The following is a 22,251-nucleotide window of genomic DNA, read 5'->3' on the forward strand; positions in this document are numbered from 1 at the left end:
TGCGCGGGCCAGGGACGGTATTTTCGGGACCGCGGACGGCGTGGGTCCACGAACCTCGCGACAAGGACGTGGCGATGTTGGTCATTATCAGCGATTTGCACCTCACCGACGGGACCAGCGGCGAAACGATCGCCGCCGGCGCGTTTCAGATTTTCGCCGAACGTCTCCAGGACCTGGCGGCGGGGGCTTCCTGCCGCGCCGACGGCAACTATCGTCCCATCGAGCGACTGGATTTACTGCTGCTCGGAGACGTCCTGGACGTGATCCGTTCCGCCCGCTGGTCGGCTTCCCGAGTGCGCCCTTGGGACGATCCGCAGAGCTCGGAATACGTCGACATCGTCGGAAAAATCACGGCCGACATCCTTCGGCGCAACGACGAGGCGTTTCAAATCCTGCGTTCTCTCGCCTTACAAAGCGGGATCACGGTCCCGCCGGCCGACAGCATGGGACGCCCCGTCCCCACGGCCGCCGGGCAGCCGGTCGACGTGCGGATTCATTACATGGTTGGCAACCACGATTGGTTCTATCACCTTGGCGGCCCGGCCTACGACGTGATCCGGCAAGCGGTTGCGCGCAGCCTGGGGTTGGCCAACACGCCGACGCAACCCTTCCCGCACGACCCGGCCGAGAACGACGAATTGCTCGGGCTGATGCGCCGACACCGTGTCTTCGCGCGGCATGGCGATGTCTACGATCCGTTCAACTTCGAAGGCGAACGCAACGCCAGCAGCCTGGGCGACGCGATCGTCATTGATCTGTTGAACCGCTTTGCGTTCATCGTCGAGACCGAGCTGGCGAACGAATTGCCGATCAGCACTCTGGCCGGCCTGCGCGAACTGGACAACGTGCGGCCGATTTTGTTGATCCCGGTGTGGCTCGACGGCCTCTTGGAGCGCACTTGTCCTCTGCCGTCGATGCGCAAACAAGTCAAACGCGTTTGGGATCGGCTGGTCGATGACTTCCTCTCGGTGTCCTTCGTCCGTTCGCGCGACACCTGGTCGCCGACCGATCTGGTCGACGGGCTGGAGCAAGCGCTCAAATTCAGCAAGCAGCTTTCCGTCGGCTGGGCCAGTTCCGTGGTGAGCTGGTTGAACTCGGTTCGCGGCCGCGCCGAGGATTCGTTCTACGCGCACGCCTTGGCGGAGCAAGATTTTCGCAATCGCCGCGCCAAACACATTGTGTACGGCCACACGCACCACGCCGAAACCGTACCGCTCGACGCTAGTTATGCTGAAGGCTACGTGCTCAATCAGGTCTACTTCAACTCCGGCACCTGGCGACGCGTCCATCAACAGACGCGGCTGGCCCCGAATGAGCATGAGTTCATCCCGAGCGACGTGATGACCTACCTGGCCTTCTTCCAAGGGGACGAACGCAAAGGACGGCCGTATGAAACCTGGACGGGCACTCTCGGACACCAACCGTCGGAAAAGACCATCCACCGCGTCGACGCCCCGCCGTCGACCCATGTCAGCCAGCAACCGCTTTCGCCATCAAGAGTATCGGGACACGCCCCCCACTTCACCGCACTCCCTGCTCGCGCCGGGATCGTTCCCAGCCGCCGGCAGCGCTGAGTTTCAAACGCGGATGCGCGGGGCCGGAGACGCGCTGCGCGCGGCTGGCGTCGGCGCGATCTACCTGGTTCACGGCACCTTCGCCGGCACCGACGCCCTGGGATTGTTCAGCGCGCTGGGGCGTGTGTTTCCGGGCGCTGCGAAACTGTTGCGCGGCCTGGAAAAGGCCATCGTCGACGGCGTCGCCGGCGAAAACGGCAACTACACGGCCGAATACGCGCGGTTGATGGAGAACGCGCTCTGCCACGGCGGCGCGCCGCGGATTCCGGTGCGGCTCTTTCATTGGTCGAGCGAGAATCATCACCTCGGCCGCGCCGACGCCGCGGTGCGATTGCTCGATGAGCTGCATGCACAGGAACTCCCCGCGGGACAGCGCGTTATCCTCTGGGGGCACAGCCACGCGGGAAATGTCTTCGCGCTGTTGACCAACCTGCTGGGCGCCGACACGGACATGCGTGCCCGGTTCTTCGAAGCGGCGCAAGTCTATTATCGCTGGCCGCTGTTCGGCTGGGCCGACATCGTGGTCTGGGATCGGATTGAAAAACTGCTCCGGCGCGAGGGCTCGCCGCTCGCCGGTCGTTCGCTCGACGTGGTCACGTTCGGCACGCCCATTCGCTACGGTTGGGACGCCGCGGGACACGCCAAGCTGCTGCACTTCGTGCATCATCGCCCTGCGCCAGGACACGCCGCGCACCGCGCACATTTTCCGTTGACGGTCGATGAAATCCTCAACGCCGAGCACGGCGACTACGTGCAACATTTCGGCATTGCCGGCACCAACGCCATGCCGCCGATCCTGGCCTGGCGCGCCTGGCGAGCGGATCGCAACTTGCACGCGCTGTTGCAACCGCACCTGCCGCCCCAGGGCCTGCTTTCGCGACTCAAATTCGGCGTCCGCGTCGCCGACGCGGGCGAGAGCTTGCTGGTCGATTACGGCCGCACGCACGAATCGCTGCTAGCGCATCTTGCCGGTCACGCGGTGTACACGCGCCGCGAGTGGCTGCTCTTCCATACGGAAGAAATCGTGAAGCGCTGGTACGCCGCGACGGGGTAGATGCATTCCGACACAGTCTCCTTTCGCTCCGCGAAAGGTTCGGATCCTTTCGCGGAGCGAAAGGAGACTGTGCAGGGCTATTCGCCGAAGCCGCCGAGGTCGCCTTCTTCCTCCGCGGCGGCGTCATCCGCCGGGGCATCTTCGGCCGGCGCGGCTTCTTCTTCCTCTGCGGCCGCGTCAGCATCCGCGGCGTCCGCCTCTTCTTCGACGGCGTCCGCGATCGGGGCCACCGCAGGTGCGGCGGCGGCAGGCGCAGCCGCGTCGAGCGGCTTTTGCTCTGTCTCGGGCGCCCCGTCGGTGTTGCGGTAGACCAGCGGCTCGGTCAGCGCCGTTTCCCGCAAGCAGTGCAGCAATCCCGTCTGCGAGGCGAGGTAGACGCGATCGTTCTCCGTATTCGCGAGCATGATCGCATGCCCGGTTGTCGGGAGCATGTCCATGCGTTTGCCGGTCGCGGCGTCGAGCACTTGTAAGCGTCCCAAGTCATCCTGGGCGTAAATGCGATTCGCGCCCGCCGCGACGAATTGCTGGATCCCCGGCGCCAGCCAGAGTTCGGCGCCTGTGTCACCTGCCACCTGGTACATGCCGGCCAGGTCAGCGACGACATAGATTTTATCTTTGACAACCACCGGCTGGTGATTCAGCGGTTCCCCCAGCGACAGCCGCCAGTTGATATCGCCAGCGGTTTCCTTGATCGCGTAGAGATAATTGTCACGCGAGGCGGCGATCACGTTTCCGTTGTAGTAGGCGAGGTCGGCGACGATCTCCCCGTACGTATCGACTGTGAATCGCGGTCCTGCGACGTCCGGCGCGAAACCGTAGACCGAACCGGTGGCGGTGCCGACGGCGATCGCCTTCGGCGTCAGCAAGGCGGCCGTCTGCGGAATTCCCGACACGCCTAGGAATTGTTGTCCTTGGCCAGCCCGGGCGATGCTCGTGCGACCGTCCTGGAGTTCTTTCGTCGCATAGGATTCGACGCGGCCGCGAATTGTCGGCACGTAAACGCGGTTCGGTCCCATCGACACGCCCGCCGAAGGCGAGCCTTTGAGCGGAGTCTCCCAGCGAATACGGCCGTCTTTACGATTCAACAGGTACAGCGTCGCACCATTCGCAACACCGATGAACTCTTCGCCAATCCCGGGTGGCACGCTCGGATAGCTGCGGTTGCCGACTTGCGCGCGCCAGAGCGTGCGCCCCGTTTCAGCGTCGATCGCCTGCAAGATGCCAACGTTCGATTGCACGAACAGCGTGCCATGATCAAGCTGGATGTCGGCGAGCTCGCTGCGTCCAGCCGCCACGTCCGCCTGTGCGACCCAAGCGCGTTCCAGGCCATGCCGGCGGAGCGGCACGCGCGAAATCACCCCTCCCGGCAAACCCTGCGCCGACGCCTGGGAAACCAAGGAGAGCGTCATCAAGCAAGCCGCGAGTCCGAGCGATAGCGTGCGCATACCCCACCCTGAGCCGAACAAAGAAAGCCAACTATCCATGATAGTTGGCCGACCGGCGGCCGTCGCCAAGAAAATTGGGCCCTTCGCCACGGACCTATTGCCCTCAGTTGTGGCACGGTCTCCCGACCGTGACACGTTGACGCCGTTCAAAAGGGGAGACCTTCGGTCGAGCCGGTGACACGGTCGGGAGACCGTGCCACAACCTGGCGCCCCCGGCCTACTGCTCGACCGTTGGCTCCGGCGATTTGACTTCCCGCCAGGGCTTGCCGGCTTCGTAGCTGGATAGCTCCTTTTTGAGCGGCTCGCGAAGCTCCTCGCTGCCGAGTTCGACCGCTTTTTTCGACCACTCGATCGCCTTGGCGAAATCGCCTGATTCGGCATAGGCGGCGGCCAACGTGCTGAGGATGTGGGCCTGCTTGTATTCGGTGACTTCGCAGGCCTTGGCGGCCAATTCCTGCGAGCGTTTCCCGTCGCGCAGCTCGTCCTTGGGCGACGTAGCCAACACCCAAGCCAAGTTGTTCAGCACGGCACTGTCGTCCGGCGTCAACTCAACGGCCTGGTTGTAATCGGCAATCGCCTCGGCATGCTGTCCTTGCGTGAGATACACGTCGGCCCGCGCTTGCAGTGCAGCGCTGTTCTTCGGCTCTTTCGCCAAGATTTCGCCGAAGGTGGCGATCGCCTCGGCCTGCTGCTTGTTGGCGCTGTAGAGGATGCCCAATTGCATCAAGCTCGTCAGGTCGTCCGGCGCTTTCTCACGAACGGTCTCCAGCGCCGCGATCGCCTCGGGAATCTTCTTCAGCCGGGCCAGGAGCAATGCCCGCATCTGGATCGCTGGGGCGTAGTCGTCGCGCACGCCCAAGGCTTCGTCGATATCGCCGAGCGCCAACTCATTGTCGCCCGCCTGAGCGTAGTTCGACGCCCGCAGCAGGAGCGAAGAGACATCCAGCGGATTGATCTCCAACGCCACGTCGAGATCGTCAATCGCCTTTTGCGTGTCCTCCTTAATCGAGTAGGCTCGGGCGCGTTGCGTCAGGTAATCGGCATTGTCCGCGTCGAGCTCAATCGCCTTCGAAAAGCTGACGATCGCATCGTCCGTCTTTTCCTGCAGCATTTGCACGATTCCCGCGGCATGGTAGGAGCGGGGATCCTCTGGCGCGGTCTCGATGGCAGCCTGAAAATCAGCCAGCGCCTTGTCGAACTCCTTTTGATCCAGGTAGTACGCGCCGCGGACTTGCAGCACGTCCGTATTCTTCGGATCGAGCTCCGCCGCGGCGTTCAAGTCCGCCAGGCGTTGCGCGTTATCCTCGGTCAGCTCGGCGCGCATGATGTGGGCGCGGAGCATCACTTTTGCATCCTCGTCCTTGAGCTCGATGGCCTTATTCAAGGCGGCCACCGCCTTGGTGCGATCGCCCTCCGGCAGGCTATACAGCCGCGCGATGGTGAGGTGGGTCCGCGCCGTCGCCGGAGCAAGCTCCGCGGCGCGTTCCAGGTCTGCGGTCGCCATTTCCCGCAGTCGCGGCCAGTTTTGATCCACCGGCGGATTGAAAATTGGGTTGGCGTAGAGTTCGCCACGTAACGTCAGGGACGAGGCCAGCAATTGGTTGGCGAAGGTCTTGTTTTCTTCGCCGAGGCCTTTCTCGATCGCGCTCTCGCAAAGCTTGATCACATCGCTCAAATCGGATTCGGACTCCGCCGCCACCTGGGCGTCGACGGCCTTGTCGAGATCCTCTTGCCCGGCGTCCGCTGCCAGCGCGGCCGGCGTCGTCAACAGGCATCCGAGCACCGCCCCGCTCCACACCATCCGTTGGATATTCATCGCATTGTCTCGCGCCACAAAGAATAAGAGCCGCTCCGTCACCCAGCGCAACACGCCCACATTATGCCGGGAATATGGAGCGTTGACTATGCGATCCAGCAAGAACCGGCGCGAATCTGGGGAATTCACCACGGAGGCACGGAGGGGCCTGGGGCGAATGTCGAATGACGACGATAACGGGCCATTCGACATTCAAGCATTCGGATTTGATTCGTCATTCGGATTTCGACATTGGACATTCGACATTCTCCGGCACGGTGAATCCTCCTCACTTTGGCGGCTCGAGTTCCAGGACCCATTTCTGGTAGTCGTTGTCCAACTCCTCCCAGGAGAGATTTGGTAACACTGCTTTCACCGCCAGCGCGCCCTGCGGGTCGTCCTCTTGGTGTTCGCGGAAGTGCTCGTAGTAGTCCTCCAACAACTCGTGTCGCTGCAAATACAGGCAGAAGTAGCGCGCCTGGGCGTAATTGATGCCGACCTGCTTGCCGCGAAAATCTTCGTCGTGGATCAACGCTTCCAGCGAGCGCAGTTTGCCGTCGCGGATGGCGGTCTGGAGCGCCGGCAATCGCCAGTTCTCCAGCCCGTCGATGCCGGAGCCGTCCTCCCGGAAACGACACTGCTCGTGCAGCGACGCCAGGCCTTCATTGAACCAGTCGGGCACGTCCGGGAAATCGAAATCGATGAGCGCGTGCGTCAATTCGTGTACGAGCGTGCCGCCGCCCGTGGCGATGTTCATCACCAACGTGCGGCGGTTCGGCTTGTAGTAGCCGTAGACCGACAGCCCGGCGTGGCCGAAGAGTTGCTTCGACTGCGCTTCATACTCATCGGCCGTATCGTAGAGCAGCACCGTGATCGGCTGATCCGGCTCGCGATCGAAGTAACTTGCCAGCATCGCCTTCGTGGCCGGTTCCAACGTTCGAGCATGCCAGGTTTGCAGCGCGTCCTTCGTCAGATTGCCCGAAATCACGAACGGCGGACGGACAATCACCTCGCGATCCGCGCCGACCGTTTCCCGCAGCGCCGCAGCGGTTTCGATGCACTGATTCGCTAGGGACAATTCGGCGGCGTCGGCGAAGCGAGTCGTCACGCAGCACGCCAATATGACGCTCAGAGTTCGCCAAGCATTCATCGCGGCCTCTCGTTCCGGTTCGATGTTCCACCGCATTGTAGGGCCGCGACGCCATGGAAGTCACGTCGAACATTCTCCATCCTGAAAAAGCTGTGGGAGGCGTCTCCGACGCCGATGGAGACGACGAGTTCATAGACTCACTGGATGTTTTGGCGACGACGCCTACTCGATCGGCGTCGGAGACGCCTCCCACAGTCCTGCAAGAAGAACAAGTCCGGTGGTGGCAACGGCCACACTTCGCGTTTACACTAGCGGCGACCGAAATCCCGCCCGACCGCGCCTACCTTGAGCGGAGCCCGCACGCATGTCCCTTCGCACGCTTCTCGTTGTTCTGGCACTTTCAATTTTGTCCCGCGCGGACTTCGCTGCTGCCGCCGCGCCGCGTGTGTTGCCGGAGGGAAAGCTGCCGGATGACGTGCGGCTCGGCGAATTGCGCACCTTGGACAGCTATTTTCCCTTCGCGGTTCCCGATACGCGCGAAGCCTGGGCGCAGCGGGCGGAGCGGACGCGGCGGCGCATTTTGGTCGCCATGGGCCTTTACCCCATGCCCGAGCGCACGCGGGCGCAAGCCGTGGTGCATGGCCGCGTCGACCGTGGCGACTACACCGTCGAGCGCGTCTATTTCCAGAGCTATCCCGGCCACTTCGTGACCGGTAGTTTGTTCCGTCCCGTCGGGCGCACCGGCCGGTTGCCGGGCGTGCTTTGCCCGCATGGGCACTGGGCGAACGGCCGCTTTTTCGACGCCGGCGAAGAGGAAGCCAAGAAACAGATCGCCACCGGCGCGGAATCGATGATGAGCGGCGCCCGCTTTCCGCTCCAAGCCCGCTGCGTGCAACTCGCGCGGATGGGCTGCGTGGTGTTCCACTACGACATGCTCGGCAACGCCGACAGCTTCCAGATTCCGCTCGAGATCGCCCACGGCTTTCGCGATCGCCGACCGGATCTCGAACGTCCCGATCGCTGGGGTTTCTTCAGCCCTCAAGCGGAATTACGCCTGCAAAGCATCATGGGCCTGCAGACGTATAACTCGATCCGAGCCCTCGATTGGTTGAGTAACTTGCCGGACGTCGACCCGCAGCGGATCGGTGTCACCGGCGCGAGCGGTGGCGGGACGCAGACGTTTATTCTTTCGGCGATTGACCCGCGCCCCGCGGTCGAGTTCCCGGCCGTGATGGTGTCCACCGCCATGCAAGGCGGCTGCACCTGCGAGAACGCCTGCTATCTGCGAACGGGCGTGGGGAACGTCGATTTCGCCGCCTGCTTCGCCCCCAAGCCGCTCGGCATGACCGCCGCGGACGATTGGACCAAAGAACTGGAAACCAAGGGCCTGCCGGAGTTGAAGCAACTCTACGGACTGCTCGGCCAGCCAGGGAAGGTTTCGGCAACGATCCGCCTGGAATTCGGCCACAACTACAACGCGGTGAGCCGGCAGGCGATGTACCACTGGTTCAACACACATCTCCTGTTGGGCTACGCCGAACCGATCGTGGAGCAGGATTTTCAACCGCTCACGCGCGACGAGCTCACCGTTTGGGACGACGCACATCCCCAGCCCGCTGCTGACGCGAACTACGAACCGTCGCTGCTGCAGACAGTGGACGCGGCCTCGCACGAAGCGTTGGCGGCCGATCCGACGCAATTCACGCGTCTCGCCTACGACGTCGTCATCGACCGGCAAGTTCCCGCCGAAGGCGAAATCGCACAGCGCAAGGTGTTCGACAATGATCGCGGCGATTACCGCGAGTTGGGCGGACTGATCGAGCTGCCGGCGCGGGGCGAGCAACTGCCCGAAGTATTTCTGATGCCTAAGAACGCCACCGGCGATGTCGTGATCTGGATCGACGGGCGTGGCAAGGATGCGCTCTTCGACGCGCAAGGGCAACCTTTGCCGGAGATCGCCCGACTGCTGGCGGCCGGAAAAAGTGTGGCCTGCGTTGACCTGATCGGTCAAGGCGAATGCAAGAGCGACTCGGCGGCAAAGGATGAAAATCGCCGCGTCAAGGAAGACCGGAATTTCGCCGGCTACACGTACGGTTACAACAGCCCACTCTTTGTGCAGCGCGTGCATGACATTTTGACAGTCGTGGGACTGACCAAGCTGCACGCGAAAGACGGCGATCAGATTGAGCTAGTCGGCGTCCACGGGGCGGGACTTTGGGTCGCTGCGGCGGCCGCGCAGGCCGGCGAAGCCGTCGACGGCGTGGCCATCGATACGGAAGGATTTCGTTTTGCTAACCTGACTTCCTATGCGGATCCTCTGTTCCTCCCGGGAGCGGTGAAGTACGGCGATGTGCCAGGCCTGTTATCACTGCTTGATAAACAACCACTCTGGCTGGCTGGCGAGAACGCCCAAACCATCGACGAACTGAATCAAAACCGCGCTGAGCGCGGGGCTGCCGGAATTATTTGCCCAAAAGAAACGGCCGAGGAAAAATCCTCGGCCGTAGTGGACTGGTTGTTGAAGGTGTCTCAATAAAGCGTCGCGAAATGAGACACATGTCGCATTTTAGCGACCAGTATTCGCCACGCTATTCCTGGGAATTGGTGTCCTGCGGCGACCGCACGTTGAGGTTTTCACGGTCCGGCGAGCCGAGATGCAAGGTCGGCCAGCGGCGCTGGTAACGCTTCACGAATCGATTCAGGCGGCGATCCATATAGCGACCGAACTTGCCGGTCGGGTCGAAATCGACTTCCAGGGCCACGCCAGCCGCGGCATAGGTGTCGGGAAGCAAATCTCCGAACTTTTTCGAGGCCTCTCGCACGTTTCTACCCCCCTTTTCGCAGCAGCGTCCTGAGTTCGCCTCAGGTCGACTTTCTGCTGGCCGCCATTGTCTTGCGCAGTCGGTGTCGATTTGTTACGCCGACTGCCAAGAATTCTTGGGTTTACACCCAGTTGCACCCTATCCCTGCAATCGTCGTGCCGAATGCTGGCGTTGGCATTCGCACCACCGTTCCCACGGTAAGAATCAGACGTCAGCCGGCCGAAAAGGTTCGGGCAGTCCAGCCATGCGCCCTCAGGGGAGGGGGCAGCTTACCGCGCCCAGAGAAACGCGCCCCAGGCAAGTGCGCAAATCGACACGCCCGCGATGCCCGCCACGAGTGCGCCGAACTCGAAACGTTCGCGCGCCGCGACTTGCTCCGCGGACGGCTCCGGTGGACCGATCGGGAGCGACAGTGGCGGCGTAGTGGCGACCAACGCCGCGGCAACTCGGCCGTGGTAGCCAAGAATCCTGGGCGGCGGGCCGAGAATGCTTTGCAGGTATTCGTCCGGCGAATCGTAGGTCGCCTCGGAGCGCCCCAATTCAATGCCGAGCGTTTGGAGCATGTGCTCGGCCTTCTCGCGCGAGAAAACCCGTTCGGCCTGCTGCACCAGCAGGTGGATACGATCGTCGGCGCCGGCCTCTTCGACCGAAAGGAAGTGGCCCAGTAGGTGCCCTGGGTTGTGCGCCAGCAGCCTTTCCCGGCAATGGTTGGCCAACGCGTCGAGCCGCAGCGATTGCGCCTGCAGTGCCGACATCAACAACAGCTTGTCGCGCACCAACCACCGCCGCCGCAACTCGCTTGCCCGGGCAAGGTGCAGGAAAATCGCAAGCGTTTGCTGGGCTTCGTCCAACGTAGTCACGCGCGAGGAAGAGTAGTGAGCAATGAATGTAGTGTATGCAGATTCATCGACGTCGGCCCCGCTCGCTAACGTGCCGCCAGCAAGATCTCCCGCCAGGCTTCTAGCGAGAAGAGGCCGCGGTGGTGGAAGAAGATGACTTGGGCCATCCGACGAAACATCGCCGAGGAGAGCGCCTGGTCGAAGAGCCAGTTGGTGGGCAGCACATCAAATGCAGTGCGCAAACAGCGCTTAAATGCGAAGTTCGGCGCGAGCGCCGCGACGGCTCGCCAGGGTTCCGGCGCCGCGTCGAGCAAATGATTGGCGATCGCCACTCCTGCCACGCGCCCCAGTTGCATCGCGGGATGGATGCCGCCGGCGGTAAGTGGTGAGACCATCCCTGCCGAGTCACCAAGCAGCATGGCGTTCTGGGTGCGCCAGGGTCGGACTGGACCGCCGCAAGGGATCAACCCTCCGCGCCGGGCTACGACCTCCGATTGGGACAAATCGCAGACTTTGGCCAGTTGTTCGAGGAGCGCGTCGATCCGCCCGGCGATCGGGCCGCGCGTTGCCAGCCCGACTTGCGTGACGCCGACGCCTGGCACGGCCCAGGCGATGTACCCCTTGGCCAAACGCGTGTCGAGGAACACGTGCAGTCGATCGGCGTCCAGGCCGCGAACGCCGGTCAGTTCGACTTCCGCCCCGACCAGGAATTGCTGATTCTTGGCGAGCCCGAGGTCGGCCGCCACGCGGGAGCGCGGCCCGTCGGCGCCAACTAGGTACGTGGCGTTAAGCGCCTGTTCCGCGAGGCGTACGCCCGCGCTGTCGCGTTCGCAGCCTTGGAAGCTCGTCCCCAGGCGAATCTTCGCCCCCGCGTCCTCGGCGACGCCCGCCAGCCAGCGCATCATCGCCGGCGTGTCAGTCGCCAGGAAGAAATATCCGGGCGAGTGGAGATCGATCCACTTGAGTGAAGGGGCGTACAGCCGGACGCCATGAATGCGCCGCGTCATCGACCGGGGCACGTCCCAGGCGTCGGCGACTTCTTTGACGAGGATGCCGGTCGTATGGCACGCGGCGCCGACGTCGTCTTTGCGTTCCAGCACCACGGTCCGCAGCCCACGCGCCGCGGCGGCCTGCGCGCAAGTCAGTCCAGCGAAACCGCCGCCGACGACAATCAGATCGCAGTTGGTGGACATGCTGCCTGTACGCGGCGAAGTTTCGTTGGGTTCAGGCGAGACCACGCGAAAACATGCGCGAAATCGCCTACACTAGCCCGTAGGGCTAGAGTATCGCCTTTTCTTCACGGCTGCGCGTGCATCGATGTCCGAAGATTCCCTCATTGAGTCGTTGCTCGACCGCTGGCTGGCGGCGCAGGAGGACGGCGTCTCGCTGAGCTTGGATGAGCTGTGCTACTCGCGGCCCGATCTGCGCGGCGCTGTCGAGGAACGCCTCGCCTCGCTGCAGAGCTTCGAAGCTCGCGTGGCCGCGGCGATGCGCAAGTCGGATGCTGACGCGCATGAGTTGGACAGCGTGACGGGCGAACAATTAAGCCATGCCTCGCAGATTCACGCCTTGCAGTTTCACGCCAAGGGCGGACTCGGCGCGGTGTTCGTCGGCGAAGACCGACAGTTGCACCGCACCGTGGCGGTGAAGTTCATCCACGGTAAGCTCAGTGCCGACCCCGTCGCGCGGCAACGGTTCGAGTTGGAAGCCGAGGTCACGGGGCGTTTGGAGCATCCCGGCGTCGTCCCGTTATATGGACTGGGCGAAACGGCCGACCAGCGCCTGTTCTATGTAATGCGCTACATCGATGGCGTCACGCTCGACGATGCGATCCGCCGTTTTCACAATCGCCCGCCGGTTGATCCATCGGAACGGACGCTGGAATTCCACCGGCTGCTCAATAACTTCGCCTCGGTCTGCAAGACAATTGCTTACGCTCACAACCGCGGCATCGTGCATCGCGATATCAAGCCCAGCAACGTGATGCTGGGGCGCTACGGCGAAACGATCGTCGTCGATTGGGGCCTGGCGACGCCCGTAGCGCGGGAAGACAAGTTTCGCATCGCCGGCGAAAAGACCTTGATGCCCAGCTCGGGGAGCGAGGCCGGCACGTCCTCCGGCGGCGGCGCTGGCACGCCAGCCTACATGAGCCCGGAACAAGCGTCGGATCTCGCGCCGACGCCAGCCAGCGATATCTATAGCCTCGGCGCTACGTTGTTCAAGCTATTGACCGGCGTGAATCCCGTCATTGGCGAAACGCTCGCCGAGGTCAAAGCCAACATCATCGACGGTCGCGTCAAGCGCGCGCGTGATTTGAAGGCGGATACTCCGTTACCGCTCGAAGCGATCTGCCTGAAGGCGATGGCGCTGCGCCCGAGCGATCGGTACGACACGGCCATCGAACTGGCGCGTGATTTGGAACGTTATCTGGCCGACGAGCCGGTCACCGCGTACGTCGAATCGCGCTCGGCGCGCGTGGCCCGATTTGTCCGCCGGCATCGCGTGGCCACGCAAGTGGCCGTCGTGGGGCTAGCCGCCTGTGCGCTCGTGGTCGGCGTCTCGGCGATCTGGCTCGCGCAACTTGCGCGCAATGAGCGGCTCGCGTACGATTCCGCCAATCGCGCCCATTCCTCCGCGGAGACCTCGCGCCGTAATAACCTGGCCACTTCGGCGATGTTCCTTGCCAAGTCGGTGGCGCAGGAAATCGATTTGCGGTGGCGGATCCTCGAATCCGAAGCGGAATCGGCCGAGGTGCGACGCCTTGTGCTCCAAGCCAATGAAGCCATCGCCGCGGGGCAGTCGGCGCCGGCTGCCTCGCTCGAAGAAGTGCAGCGCTGGCTCGACAAGCGTTACATCGCCAACAACAGCGCCGTGCGAACGGCGAGTTGGTTCGTCAACGCCGTGGACGGGACTCAGTTGGCCCGCGTGCCGGAAGGGTCCAGCATCGGCCAGAACTATCGCCACCGCGACTACTTTCACGGCCGCGGGCGCGACTTGCCTGCCGACGCGCCGGAAACCAAATCACTCGGCCCGTTAACGGACCGCACCGTGCACATGTCGGCGGTGTTCGATAGCACGGTCACGCAAACCTTGATGGTCGCGTTCTCCGTCCCAATCTGGAGCGACGCCCGCGAACGCGCCGATCGCACGCGCGTCGGCGTGTTGTGCATGACCGTCGAGCTAGGGGATTTCTCCACCGGCCGCAGCGCGCTCTTGGTCGATACTCGCCCCGATCAATTCAACGGCCGTGGACTGGTGTTGCATCATCCGGAGATGGGACATCGCACGCTCGACGAAGGGGCCCTCCGGCTCTCTTCGACCGAATTGGACCGCGCCCTCCAACTGCGACGCGACCGCCGGCTCAATGGCCGCTCGCTGGAAGCTTCGACGGACAGCATTTCGGAAGCCTTCGTCGACCCCGTGGCGAAGCACGCGCGCCTCGCGGCGCTCGAACCTGTCATCGTTCACGGTCGCCCCGCCGAAGTCGCTGACACCGGCTGGGTGGTCATCGCGGCAGAATCTCAAGAAATCGCGCCCAGTGCGGCGCGGGATTGAGCCTAGATACAAACCCCCGGAACCATGACCCACATTGAACCGCATTTGCTTTGGATTGGACATATCGGCGACGCTCGTAACGCGGCGGCGCTAATGGAAGCCGGTATTGAGGCGGTTCTGCAGTTGGCAAACGAGGAACCGGGGGGTTCGCTGCCACGCGACATGATTTCACTTCGCGTGCCCCTGCAAGACGGACCGGAAAACAATCCCAGCCAAATTCAGTTCGCCATGCGACTCTTGATCGACCTCCTTGCCAACCGCCGTCCCACGCTTGTTTGCTGCAGCGCAGGCATGAGCCGTTCGCCGGCGTTGGCCGCCGTCGCATTGGCGAATGTCGAGGGTGGCCATGCCAACGACTGGCTGCGGCGCATTCAGCAGTCGGTCCCCACCGACGTCTCGCCGGGACTTTGGGGGCAACTGACGACTCCGATTTGATGCCATCGCCGCCGCCCGCGCCGGGGTGTCGCCGTTTGCGTGACAACCCTTCTTTCAGACGCTAAGATACCCCCGCCAGCATGATCTATTTCGCCTTGCCGCCGCCTTCGATGGGCGCTGCGGCGGGCGCGAGCTTGCCGCGCCGACCGCGCTGAAAGCCTCGACCCGAAGGAACTCAAGTTGCCCGCCGCAAAGCGCGTTTCGGAATTGCAGGAGCCAACGGCGCGAAACAGCACACCCGCCGCTGACCGTCCGCGACTCCAGCCCGACCAGGGCGCCTGCCGAGTCCGACACGCGAACTAACCAAGACACCGCACTCTGAACACCGGGAGACATGGCATGATCTACTTCAAACTGACGTTCGCCGAAATGAAGGCCAAGGTGCCCAATCTGCAGCAATCGGACTACGACCGGGAATTCGACACCGCCATGGCCAAGGCGCCGACCGTTCCGGACCCGCTGATCCGTCTCGATCGAGGCGCCCGGACGCTGGAAGTAGACTACCACGGCGAAGACTTCCGCGTGTATTACATCGACTTCGCGGCCGCCTTGAAGGATGCCGTCGTGGCGATGGTCGCCGACCAGTCCAGCCCGATCAACCAGGGCGGCACCGATGCCATCTTGGCGAACGGGTTCGGCACGCCGGAAGCGGCCGCGAAGAAGGAAGCCATTCTCGACGACTCCCGCGCTGAAATGCGGAAGGTCGCCCCTAAGGACGTCACCAACCCGGTGCCGCCGCCTAACCCGAATGCGAATGACCTCGACAATCTGAAGGCGGTCATCGGTAGCGACCCGAACGGCTTCTGCTTCGGCGGCGACCATGCCGACCCGACGCGGCACGACCTGATGGAACGGCTGCTCGACGAACCGGATGGCGGCGGTGTCGGCATGTACTTCATCGAGGAACTGATGGTCGTCGATCAGCGGCTGGTCGACGACTTCCTGAACTCACCGCTGGGGACGCCGTTACCGCCTGCGCTCGTCAAACGGATCGGAGGTTTCGGCCGGCTGCGTAACGTACTTGAAAAGATGCGCGACAAGAACGCCGCCCAGAACGATCCCACGAAAAAGATCAAAGTCTACGGCATCAACTCGAACGAAACGAAAACGCGCCCCGGTCTCATGGGCGGCGAGACGCGATGCGTGATGATGAATCTTGTGGCGAAAGAAGTGATGGAGCAGGCCAAGAAGGACAATCCCGGCAAGAAGTTTATGGCCGTGGTCGGCGCGGCGCACTCGAACACGCACGCGGGGGGCATTCCTGGGTTGTCGCAGTTGTTCGGCGTTCCGGCTGTCAAGCTCCAGAAGGACGGCAACCACCGGCTCGAGATCGACGTCGAAAACAAAGCGCTGCGCGGGATGCCGACCGCCGAAGAAATGAAAGCGATCGAGGCGAAGGCGGCCAAGGTTGCAAAGCTCCCCACCGAGGACGCCAAGCGTGCCAAAATCCATGAGCTGACGACGAAGGAACGGACCGACTTGAAAACCCGGTACGAGACGCTCAAGGAAGCCTTCAAGGAGCCGTTCATCACTTTGCGGCGCGAGATCGTCTCGGTGGAGCAGAGTATTTCGCAGGATCGAAAGAAAGGGATGCTTACTCCTCAAGAGGAGCAAAATCGCCGGCAAAAGATCGCCAGGCTGGTGACGGAAATGGAACAAGCCAAGAAGCGCGCGAGCGACCTGCTCAAGGCCTATGCCAAGGACACGCCGGACGTACTGAAGCAAAAAGACTCCGACGACATGACCCTGTTGCACTACGCGGCGACGTTCTCGAACGAGGCGGCCATCGCCATGATTGTTCAAGACGAGCCTTCGATTCTGGATGCCAAGACAAAAAACGGCGACACGGCCGCCCACCTGGTGCTCGCGCGGCGGGACTTCCATGGCGACGCTCTCCGCAAGGATTTGCTCGACGTCCAAGCGCAAGGGCTGGCGTGGATCGTAGGCGCCGGGGCGAATATGGACATCAAGAACGCCAAAGGCCAGGCTCCCCTGCATCTCGCAGCGCTCAACGGCAATGGTAAGGCGGCCGACGACCTCTTAGGCCGAGGGGCCGATCCGAACGTCAAAGACACGCGCGGTTGGACGCCGTTTGACGTTTGCCTGGGCTCGACCAAGACGGAAGTCGAAAAGGCGTTCTACAAAAACGGCGCGGCGTCGCCGAAGTACGTCCCGGAAAAGCCCAAGCAGTCCATCGTGGACGTGATGGTGCAGGTGACGAAGTTCGACGACCCGAACGACGCGGTCGGCATCCGCGAGATGTACGACAAGATGTACGCCGATCCGCTCTTGAAGCCCATTTTGGAAGCGGCCGCCATCGACGCGATGCAGGACCGCGACCCGCCGAACGAGGGCGGCGTCCGAATCTTTGTCTCGAAGGGCGACAGCACCGGGGAATTGTTCAATGCACCCAGTTGGCTCCCGACGGGGAAAGGGGCATTTGACGAGAATGCCAACACCTTCGTCCTGGCGGGCAAACAGCCCGATCCCCGCCAAGGCGTGATGATCCACGAGATGACCCATATGATCACGCGCAAAATGTACGGCACGAATACCGTCCCGTACGACAACCCGGCCGACGAAAAGTTATATCGCGACGCGATCGCCAACGATGTGAAGAACATTCACCTGCTCAACGACAGCGATCCGATCGAGGCCCGCATCAAGGATCGCATGAGCTCGCGGATGAACGACTACGTGCATCGCGGCGGCGATTCGCAATTGCTGCAAGAGTTCATCGTCGGCGTGCCCCAGATGATCTCCGAGTTTGGCGCGGAGGCGGTGCAGAAGCATTGCCCGGGCATGATGAAGTTCTACAAGGACTTCACGGCGAAGGTCCACAACAAGATGGTGACCGACCCCACGCTGAGCGGCGTGCATGCCAAGCTCGACAACACGGAGTTGGACGACAAGCTGGCGAAGAAGCCGCCGCAGCTTCCCACGGCGCCGCAGGACAACTGGCTCAAGAAGGGCGGCGGCGACGTGACCGTCGACGCGCTGATGACCAAGATCAAGGCCGAATACATCAGCCGCCATGGCGAGTTGAACCTCGTCGCGAACACGACGGTTCCGTTCGGTCCTAGTTCCTACAAGATCAAGGACGCCGACCTGACGGCGTTCAACAACAAGATGGCCAAGGTCAAAGCCTCGCTCGAAGCCAACTTAAATGCAGAGCAGCTCGCTTCCGAAATCAACCCCGACGCCATTCGTTCGCTCGTGGCCGAAACGGTCGGTATCGTGGAGCGGGCGCAGAATGTCGACGACATCGACGGCATGGTCGCCGGGCGCACTGGCAATTGGGTCCGCGACAGCAAGATCAATCTGGTCAACCACAAGTTGGCGCAGGGCAAGACGATGGACCCGACGGAACTGGCCGAAGCCACGCTGTTGCTCGCCGAAAACCGCGCGCTGGGCAAGCTCGGCAACGGCGACCCCAACGAAGTGGTCGACGTCGATCCAGGCAAACACAAGGCCCTCGTCAAGTCGTTGGCGGGAGATCTGGCCAAGAAGATGAACGGCCTCACGCCCGACAAGTTGCAGAAGCTGATGCCGCAATTGGCCACGGCGATCGTGGATAATCCCAAGTCTCCGTTTAGCATCAAGAAGAAGAATCAGACCGCGGATCCCACGCACGTGAGCGTCGACAAGAAGGCCGTCAAACGGCTGTGGCTCAAGAAATTGAAGACCATCTAGTCCGCGCCGCGGTTCCTCGTACTTACTGCCTTGCGCGCTTGCGCCTCCATTGAACCATTCATTGCCGGAGCCATACACGTGCCGAACTACCTCTCATCCGCCGACTGGAAGAAAATCGTCAAAGATCACAAAGACCTGAAGGCCCCGGGCATCGTCGTGCAACTCGACGCCCTCGCCAAGGCTGAGAGCAAGAAGGATCTGCTCGAGCAAATCGGGGCGATCAACGAATTGCTCGACGAGATCAAGGCGGCCAAGTCGAAGAACGCCAAGAACAAGGAATTGGTCACCTACCTCGACGCAATGACCAAGGAGGCCAACAAGGCGATGAGCCTCGCTGAGGCGCTGGCCGTCAAGGAAGCCAAGAAGAAGAAAGAGGAGGAAGAAGAGGACGAAGACGACGGGGAAGAGGAGCAAGACGACGGCAAGGCGCTCAATCCCGAAATGTTGAACATGATCAAGCGCCTGAAAATGGCGAAGATCGAAGCGCCGCTGCGTTTCGCGCTGGTGCTGAAGAGTCCCAAGGAAGGCGCCCTCGCGCTCTCGAAGAAGAAAGTCTCGCCCGACCAGATCAAGGAGGCCAAGGAAGGCGCTGGCGGCGGCAAAGTCGTCGCGCGCGGCATCTGCTTCACGGAAAACGGCAAAGCCATCTTCGAGACGCAGAAGGAAGTGCCCGCTTCCCTCGCCAAGCCCGTGAAGTTTTTCGTTTTCCGCGACACCGGCAAAAAGATCAAGCCGATCTTCCGCGTGCGGCCGGACCTCGAAGACGAATCGGACGAATCCGAAGGCGAGGAAACCTCGGAGTCGACCGCCAAGAAGTCCGGCGGCTCGGCCGTCGCGTTGGCCAAGCTCAAAATTGCCTGGAATCAGGCGAAGGCCAACGCCAAACAACAATTGGCCGGCCTCCGCCAGACGATCATCACCGAGTATGACGACGCCGAGGCGGCCGAGTCCGCGGTGCGCCTCGACGAAATCCTCGCTCACTTCAACGAAGGCCTGAGCGACACGCTGGACGACCTCTACTCGGCGGAAGAGGCCAAGCGCCCCGCGCTCCGCGAGAAAACCGTCAGCATCTTGGACGGTTACCTGGCGTTCATCAACGACAGTCCGCTCATCTCGCACGTCGAGGAGAACCCGTTCGAGACGGTCACCATCCGCGCGACCCTGGCCGCGCCCCTCAACGACCTGCAAGCGGAATTGGCGAGTTAACTTCGCTTCGTGTTACAATTTGATCCAGCGCCGCTGGCCTTCCCCCTGGTCGGCGGCGCTGGAATAGCATTTGCGCCATCGGCCAAAGGCGCTGCCCGCGCTGGTCTTCTTCCGATGCCAAGCGGGAGAATATGTCGTCGTTATTGATCGTCCTGCCGCACGGGATTCACTCAGTTTTCGCCGCGCCTGCGAGAAACGGAGTGCCTAGTTATTCAACCCCGGACGAATGGCCGGCGGGCCCCTGCCAGACTTCAATCGCGCGCAGTTTGCCCTCTCTTTCGAGATTCCGGCCGGCATTCCCCGCGGGGTTCCACGTTAAAATGCCGTCATTCCCGCCTACCGGCGGGTCTCGAGGTTCGGCATCGCCTCGTTCAATTCCGCGATGCCCGCGGACGTCACCTTCGAGCGATTCAATCGCAATGACGTGAGATTCGTCAGCCCGTGCAGGTGCTTCAAGCCGGCGTCCGTGATCCGCGTGTCTTGCAGCCACAGCGACTGCAGGTTCTTAAGCCCGGCGAGATGACGCAGGCCTTCGTCGGTCACTTCGCTGCCGTCGAGCATCAGGCTTTGCAGATTCGGGAACTTGCCGATCTGCTCTAGACCGGCGTCGTTGATCGTGGCGTTGGTGCAGGAGAGGAACGTCAGATCGACGTTTCCTGCCAGCGGCGCCAGTCCTTCGCCAGTGAGTTTTGTTTCGGCGATGTAGAGCGTGCGGAGTTGCGAGAGACTCGCCAACGACTTGAGCCCCGGATCGGTCACCTGCGCGCCGTTGATCCAGAGCGTCTGCAGGTTCACCAATTGCGCGACTTCCGCCAGTCCGGCGTCGGTGAGTTCGGTTTCATCGACTCCGAGTTGCGTCAGCTTGGGGAGCGCGGCCAAAGCGTGGAGTTCGCCCGCCCCGATACGCAAATTCTTGAGCGAGAGGTATTCCAACTCTTTCAGGCCCGAAAGGCGCGACAAACCCGCGCCGGTGACGCGGCAATCGCCAAGGTATAATCGTCGCAAATTCACCAGGCTGGCAATCGCGTCGAGTTGCTCGTCGCCAAACGTCGTATCTTCCAGCGATAACCATTCGAGGCCAGCCAGCGGACGCAGATACTCCGCCGCGTCGGGACTGACCGCCGCGCGCTTCAAGGAGAGCGTCGTCAGGTTTTCGACGTCGGCCAGATGCAACAACCCGTTGTCGCCTCCTTGCCAGCGATCATTGAGCGATACACGCATCCCGGGGCGATATTCGCCGGAGCGCGTTTCGTTGCGTACGTCAGCGCCTTGCGACGCGAGTTGCACGACCGCCAGATTGTGCCGCGAGCGGAGCGCCCGTTGGGCATAGTGCGCGGTGTTCGTTCGCGGCGAGCTCATCAATGAGCGGAGCGCCTCGCCCGCCGCGGCGCTCGTGGCGGGGTCGGCCTCGATGTACAACTGCCGCAGTAACGCGACGGAACGCACCGTGACTTCCAGGTCGCGCCCGTCGGCCGCTTGCCGCAACGGCGCGATGGCTTCCGCGCCTACGCCCAGCAGCCCGCGTGAAGCCGCCTGGCGCACGCTGTATTGGTCGTCGCCCAGTCGCTCGACCAGCGAGAGAATCTGATCGGAGCTCGGGCATTCTCCCGCGGAAAGCACGTCGACCGCGCCCAGCCCGAGCGCCACCGCCGGGGCAGTTATCCAACACGACCGAACCAACGAAATCCATGCTCTGCTTGTCAGTTGCCTGGTAAATCGGTCGAGTCGGTTGGGCATCATTCAATTCACTCTTCTCGGGTACTACCCCCGGAGGCGGCCTCGCGTGGCGTGATGACGCCGTCGCCATCTTTGTCGCGCCGCGCAAATTCCGTGGCCTTCGATTCCGTCCATCGGTCGGAGTATTCCGCCATCAGGACCTGGCCGTCGCCGTCTTCGTCGGCGTCGACAAACCAGTCAGGAGTGCCTTTGGGAAGACGCTCTTTCGGCGTCAAAAAGCGGAAAGACTTGCGCGCATCGTCGCTGCTCGAACTGGAGCTGCTCCGTGCATCGCGCCCGCCGCGGGGGCGTTCTCCGCCGCCGCTACTCGCGGTTTTCTCGCCGCCCTCGCTTTTGTTGCCGCCCAGTTGGGCGGCGATTTCTTCCACCGTCACGGCGCCGTCGCCGTTGGTGTCTTTGGGTTTGACGATCAGTTCGTCCATCTCATCGGGCTGAAGCTTGCCGTCGTTGTTGGCGTCGTTCGATTTAATCATCGTCCGCGCGCGCTCTTCATTCCGCGAGCCGCCGCCGGAGCTGGAACCGCTGGACGGTCGCGACGCGGTCGCGCTCGGTTTCGCGGCCGTCGCGGTACTCGCCCGTGGGCGAGCTGACGACGTGGTGGATCGGCTTCGGTTCGCGCCGACTTCGCCCTTCTCATCGGCCGCCGGAATACCAAAGCCGGGTACCAATAACGGCGTTTCATCGCCCAAGGCGGCCAAGGCGCCAAAGCCGGGCACGAGCGGTTTCTTGGCTTCTTTCGATTCGCCCTCACGGCGATCGCCTTCGTCGCGGCCGCGATCCCCCTCACCGCCGCTTCCGCCGCCGCCCATGCGCTGCTCCATTGACTTGCGCAAGTCGTCGATCTTCCAGGGCCCCGATTCCGACATGCCGTTGCGTTGCGCCATCTGCTGCATGAAGCCGCGGGCGCGTTCATCTATTTCTTCGAGGGCAATCTGCCCGTCGCCATTGCGATCCTGTCGGGCGAACATCTCGACGGGATTAAACCCGCCGAAGCCACCACCAGGGC

15 protein-coding genes are annotated in these 22,251 nt (G+C 62.6%); 7 read left to right on the plus strand and 8 right to left on the minus strand.

The annotated features are described in order from the left end of the window. Positions 1–74 precede the first annotated feature (74 nt). Entirely contained in the window at positions 75–1,574 is a 1,500-nt protein-coding gene (locus tag SGJ19_08525) for a hypothetical protein (GenBank protein MDZ4780282.1), read from the plus strand. A gap of 13 nt (positions 1,575–1,587) precedes the next feature. Further along, positions 1,588–2,628 carry a hypothetical protein gene (locus SGJ19_08530; protein ID MDZ4780283.1) on the plus strand — a complete coding sequence of 347 codons (1,041 nt, stop codon included), beginning with the start codon at positions 1,588–1,590 and terminating at the stop codon, positions 2,626–2,628. Between the two features lie 77 nt (positions 2,629–2,705). On the opposite strand, the gene SGJ19_08535 is transcribed toward SGJ19_08530, so the two are convergent. The 3 genes from SGJ19_08535 to SGJ19_08545 form a co-directional block, all read right to left on the minus strand. Then, positions 2,706–4,073, minus strand: a complete 1,368-nt coding sequence (locus SGJ19_08535; GenBank protein MDZ4780284.1) for a PQQ-binding-like beta-propeller repeat protein — start codon at positions 4,071–4,073, stop codon at positions 2,706–2,708. Between the two features lie 217 nt (positions 4,074–4,290). Beyond that, positions 4,291–5,889, minus strand: coding sequence for a tetratricopeptide repeat protein (locus SGJ19_08540; protein MDZ4780285.1), 1,599 nt, complete (start codon positions 5,887–5,889; stop codon positions 4,291–4,293). A 268-nt stretch (positions 5,890–6,157) separates the two neighbouring features. Beyond that, the gene (locus tag SGJ19_08545; GenBank protein MDZ4780286.1) at positions 6,158–6,976 is read right to left on the minus strand and encodes a hypothetical protein; all 819 of its coding nucleotides are present in this window, start codon (positions 6,974–6,976) and stop codon (positions 6,158–6,160) included. Positions 6,977–7,322: 346 nt separating this feature from the next. On the opposite strand from SGJ19_08545, the gene SGJ19_08550 reads away from it, so the two are divergent. Beyond that, positions 7,323–9,494, plus strand: a complete 2,172-nt coding sequence (locus SGJ19_08550) for an acetylxylan esterase (GenBank protein MDZ4780287.1) — start codon at positions 7,323–7,325, stop codon at positions 9,492–9,494. Positions 9,495–9,546: 52 nt separating this feature from the next. On the opposite strand, the gene SGJ19_08555 is transcribed toward SGJ19_08550, so the two are convergent. The 3 genes from SGJ19_08555 to SGJ19_08565 form a co-directional block, all read right to left on the minus strand. Next, on the minus strand, positions 9,547–9,780 hold the full coding sequence (locus tag SGJ19_08555) for a hypothetical protein (protein ID MDZ4780288.1): 234 nt from the start codon (positions 9,778–9,780) through the stop codon (positions 9,547–9,549). A 269-nt stretch (positions 9,781–10,049) separates the two neighbouring features. Further along, positions 10,050–10,640 carry a hypothetical protein gene (locus tag SGJ19_08560; GenBank protein MDZ4780289.1) on the minus strand — a complete coding sequence of 197 codons (591 nt, stop codon included), beginning with the start codon at positions 10,638–10,640 and terminating at the stop codon, positions 10,050–10,052. 65 nt (positions 10,641–10,705) lie between these two features. Then, a complete protein-coding gene (locus SGJ19_08565) occupies positions 10,706–11,812 on the minus strand; it encodes an NAD(P)/FAD-dependent oxidoreductase (GenBank protein MDZ4780290.1) in 1,107 nt (368 codons plus the stop codon). 124 nt (positions 11,813–11,936) lie between these two features. On the opposite strand from SGJ19_08565, the gene SGJ19_08570 reads away from it, so the two are divergent. From SGJ19_08570 to SGJ19_08585, 4 genes are all read left to right on the plus strand, one after another. Then, positions 11,937–14,174, plus strand: a complete 2,238-nt coding sequence (locus SGJ19_08570; protein MDZ4780291.1) for a protein kinase — start codon at positions 11,937–11,939, stop codon at positions 14,172–14,174. Positions 14,175–14,198: 24 nt separating this feature from the next. Then, on the plus strand, positions 14,199–14,609 hold the full coding sequence (locus tag SGJ19_08575; protein MDZ4780292.1) for a dual specificity protein phosphatase: 411 nt from the start codon (positions 14,199–14,201) through the stop codon (positions 14,607–14,609). Between the two features lie 339 nt (positions 14,610–14,948). Continuing rightward, positions 14,949–18,302: a hypothetical protein gene (locus SGJ19_08580; GenBank protein MDZ4780293.1), complete on the plus strand. Its 3,354-nt coding sequence runs from the start codon at positions 14,949–14,951 to the stop codon at positions 18,300–18,302. Positions 18,303–18,380: 78 nt separating this feature from the next. After that, positions 18,381–19,508, plus strand: a complete 1,128-nt coding sequence (locus tag SGJ19_08585) for a hypothetical protein (GenBank protein ID MDZ4780294.1) — start codon at positions 18,381–18,383, stop codon at positions 19,506–19,508. A 336-nt stretch (positions 19,509–19,844) separates the two neighbouring features. Here SGJ19_08585 and SGJ19_08590 read toward each other — a convergent pair whose 3' ends face one another. Continuing rightward, on the minus strand, positions 19,845–21,155 hold the full coding sequence (locus SGJ19_08590; GenBank protein MDZ4780295.1) for a hypothetical protein: 1,311 nt from the start codon (positions 21,153–21,155) through the stop codon (positions 19,845–19,847). A gap of 98 nt (positions 21,156–21,253) precedes the next feature. Further along, the gene (locus tag SGJ19_08595) at positions 21,254–22,129 is read right to left on the minus strand and encodes a hypothetical protein (GenBank protein MDZ4780296.1); all 876 of its coding nucleotides are present in this window, start codon (positions 22,127–22,129) and stop codon (positions 21,254–21,256) included. Positions 22,130–22,251: the final 122 nt, after the last annotated feature.

The sequence above is a fragment of the Planctomycetia bacterium genome (genome assembly GCA_034440135.1).
GTDB lineage: Bacteria > Planctomycetota > Planctomycetia > Pirellulales > JALHLM01 > JALHLM01.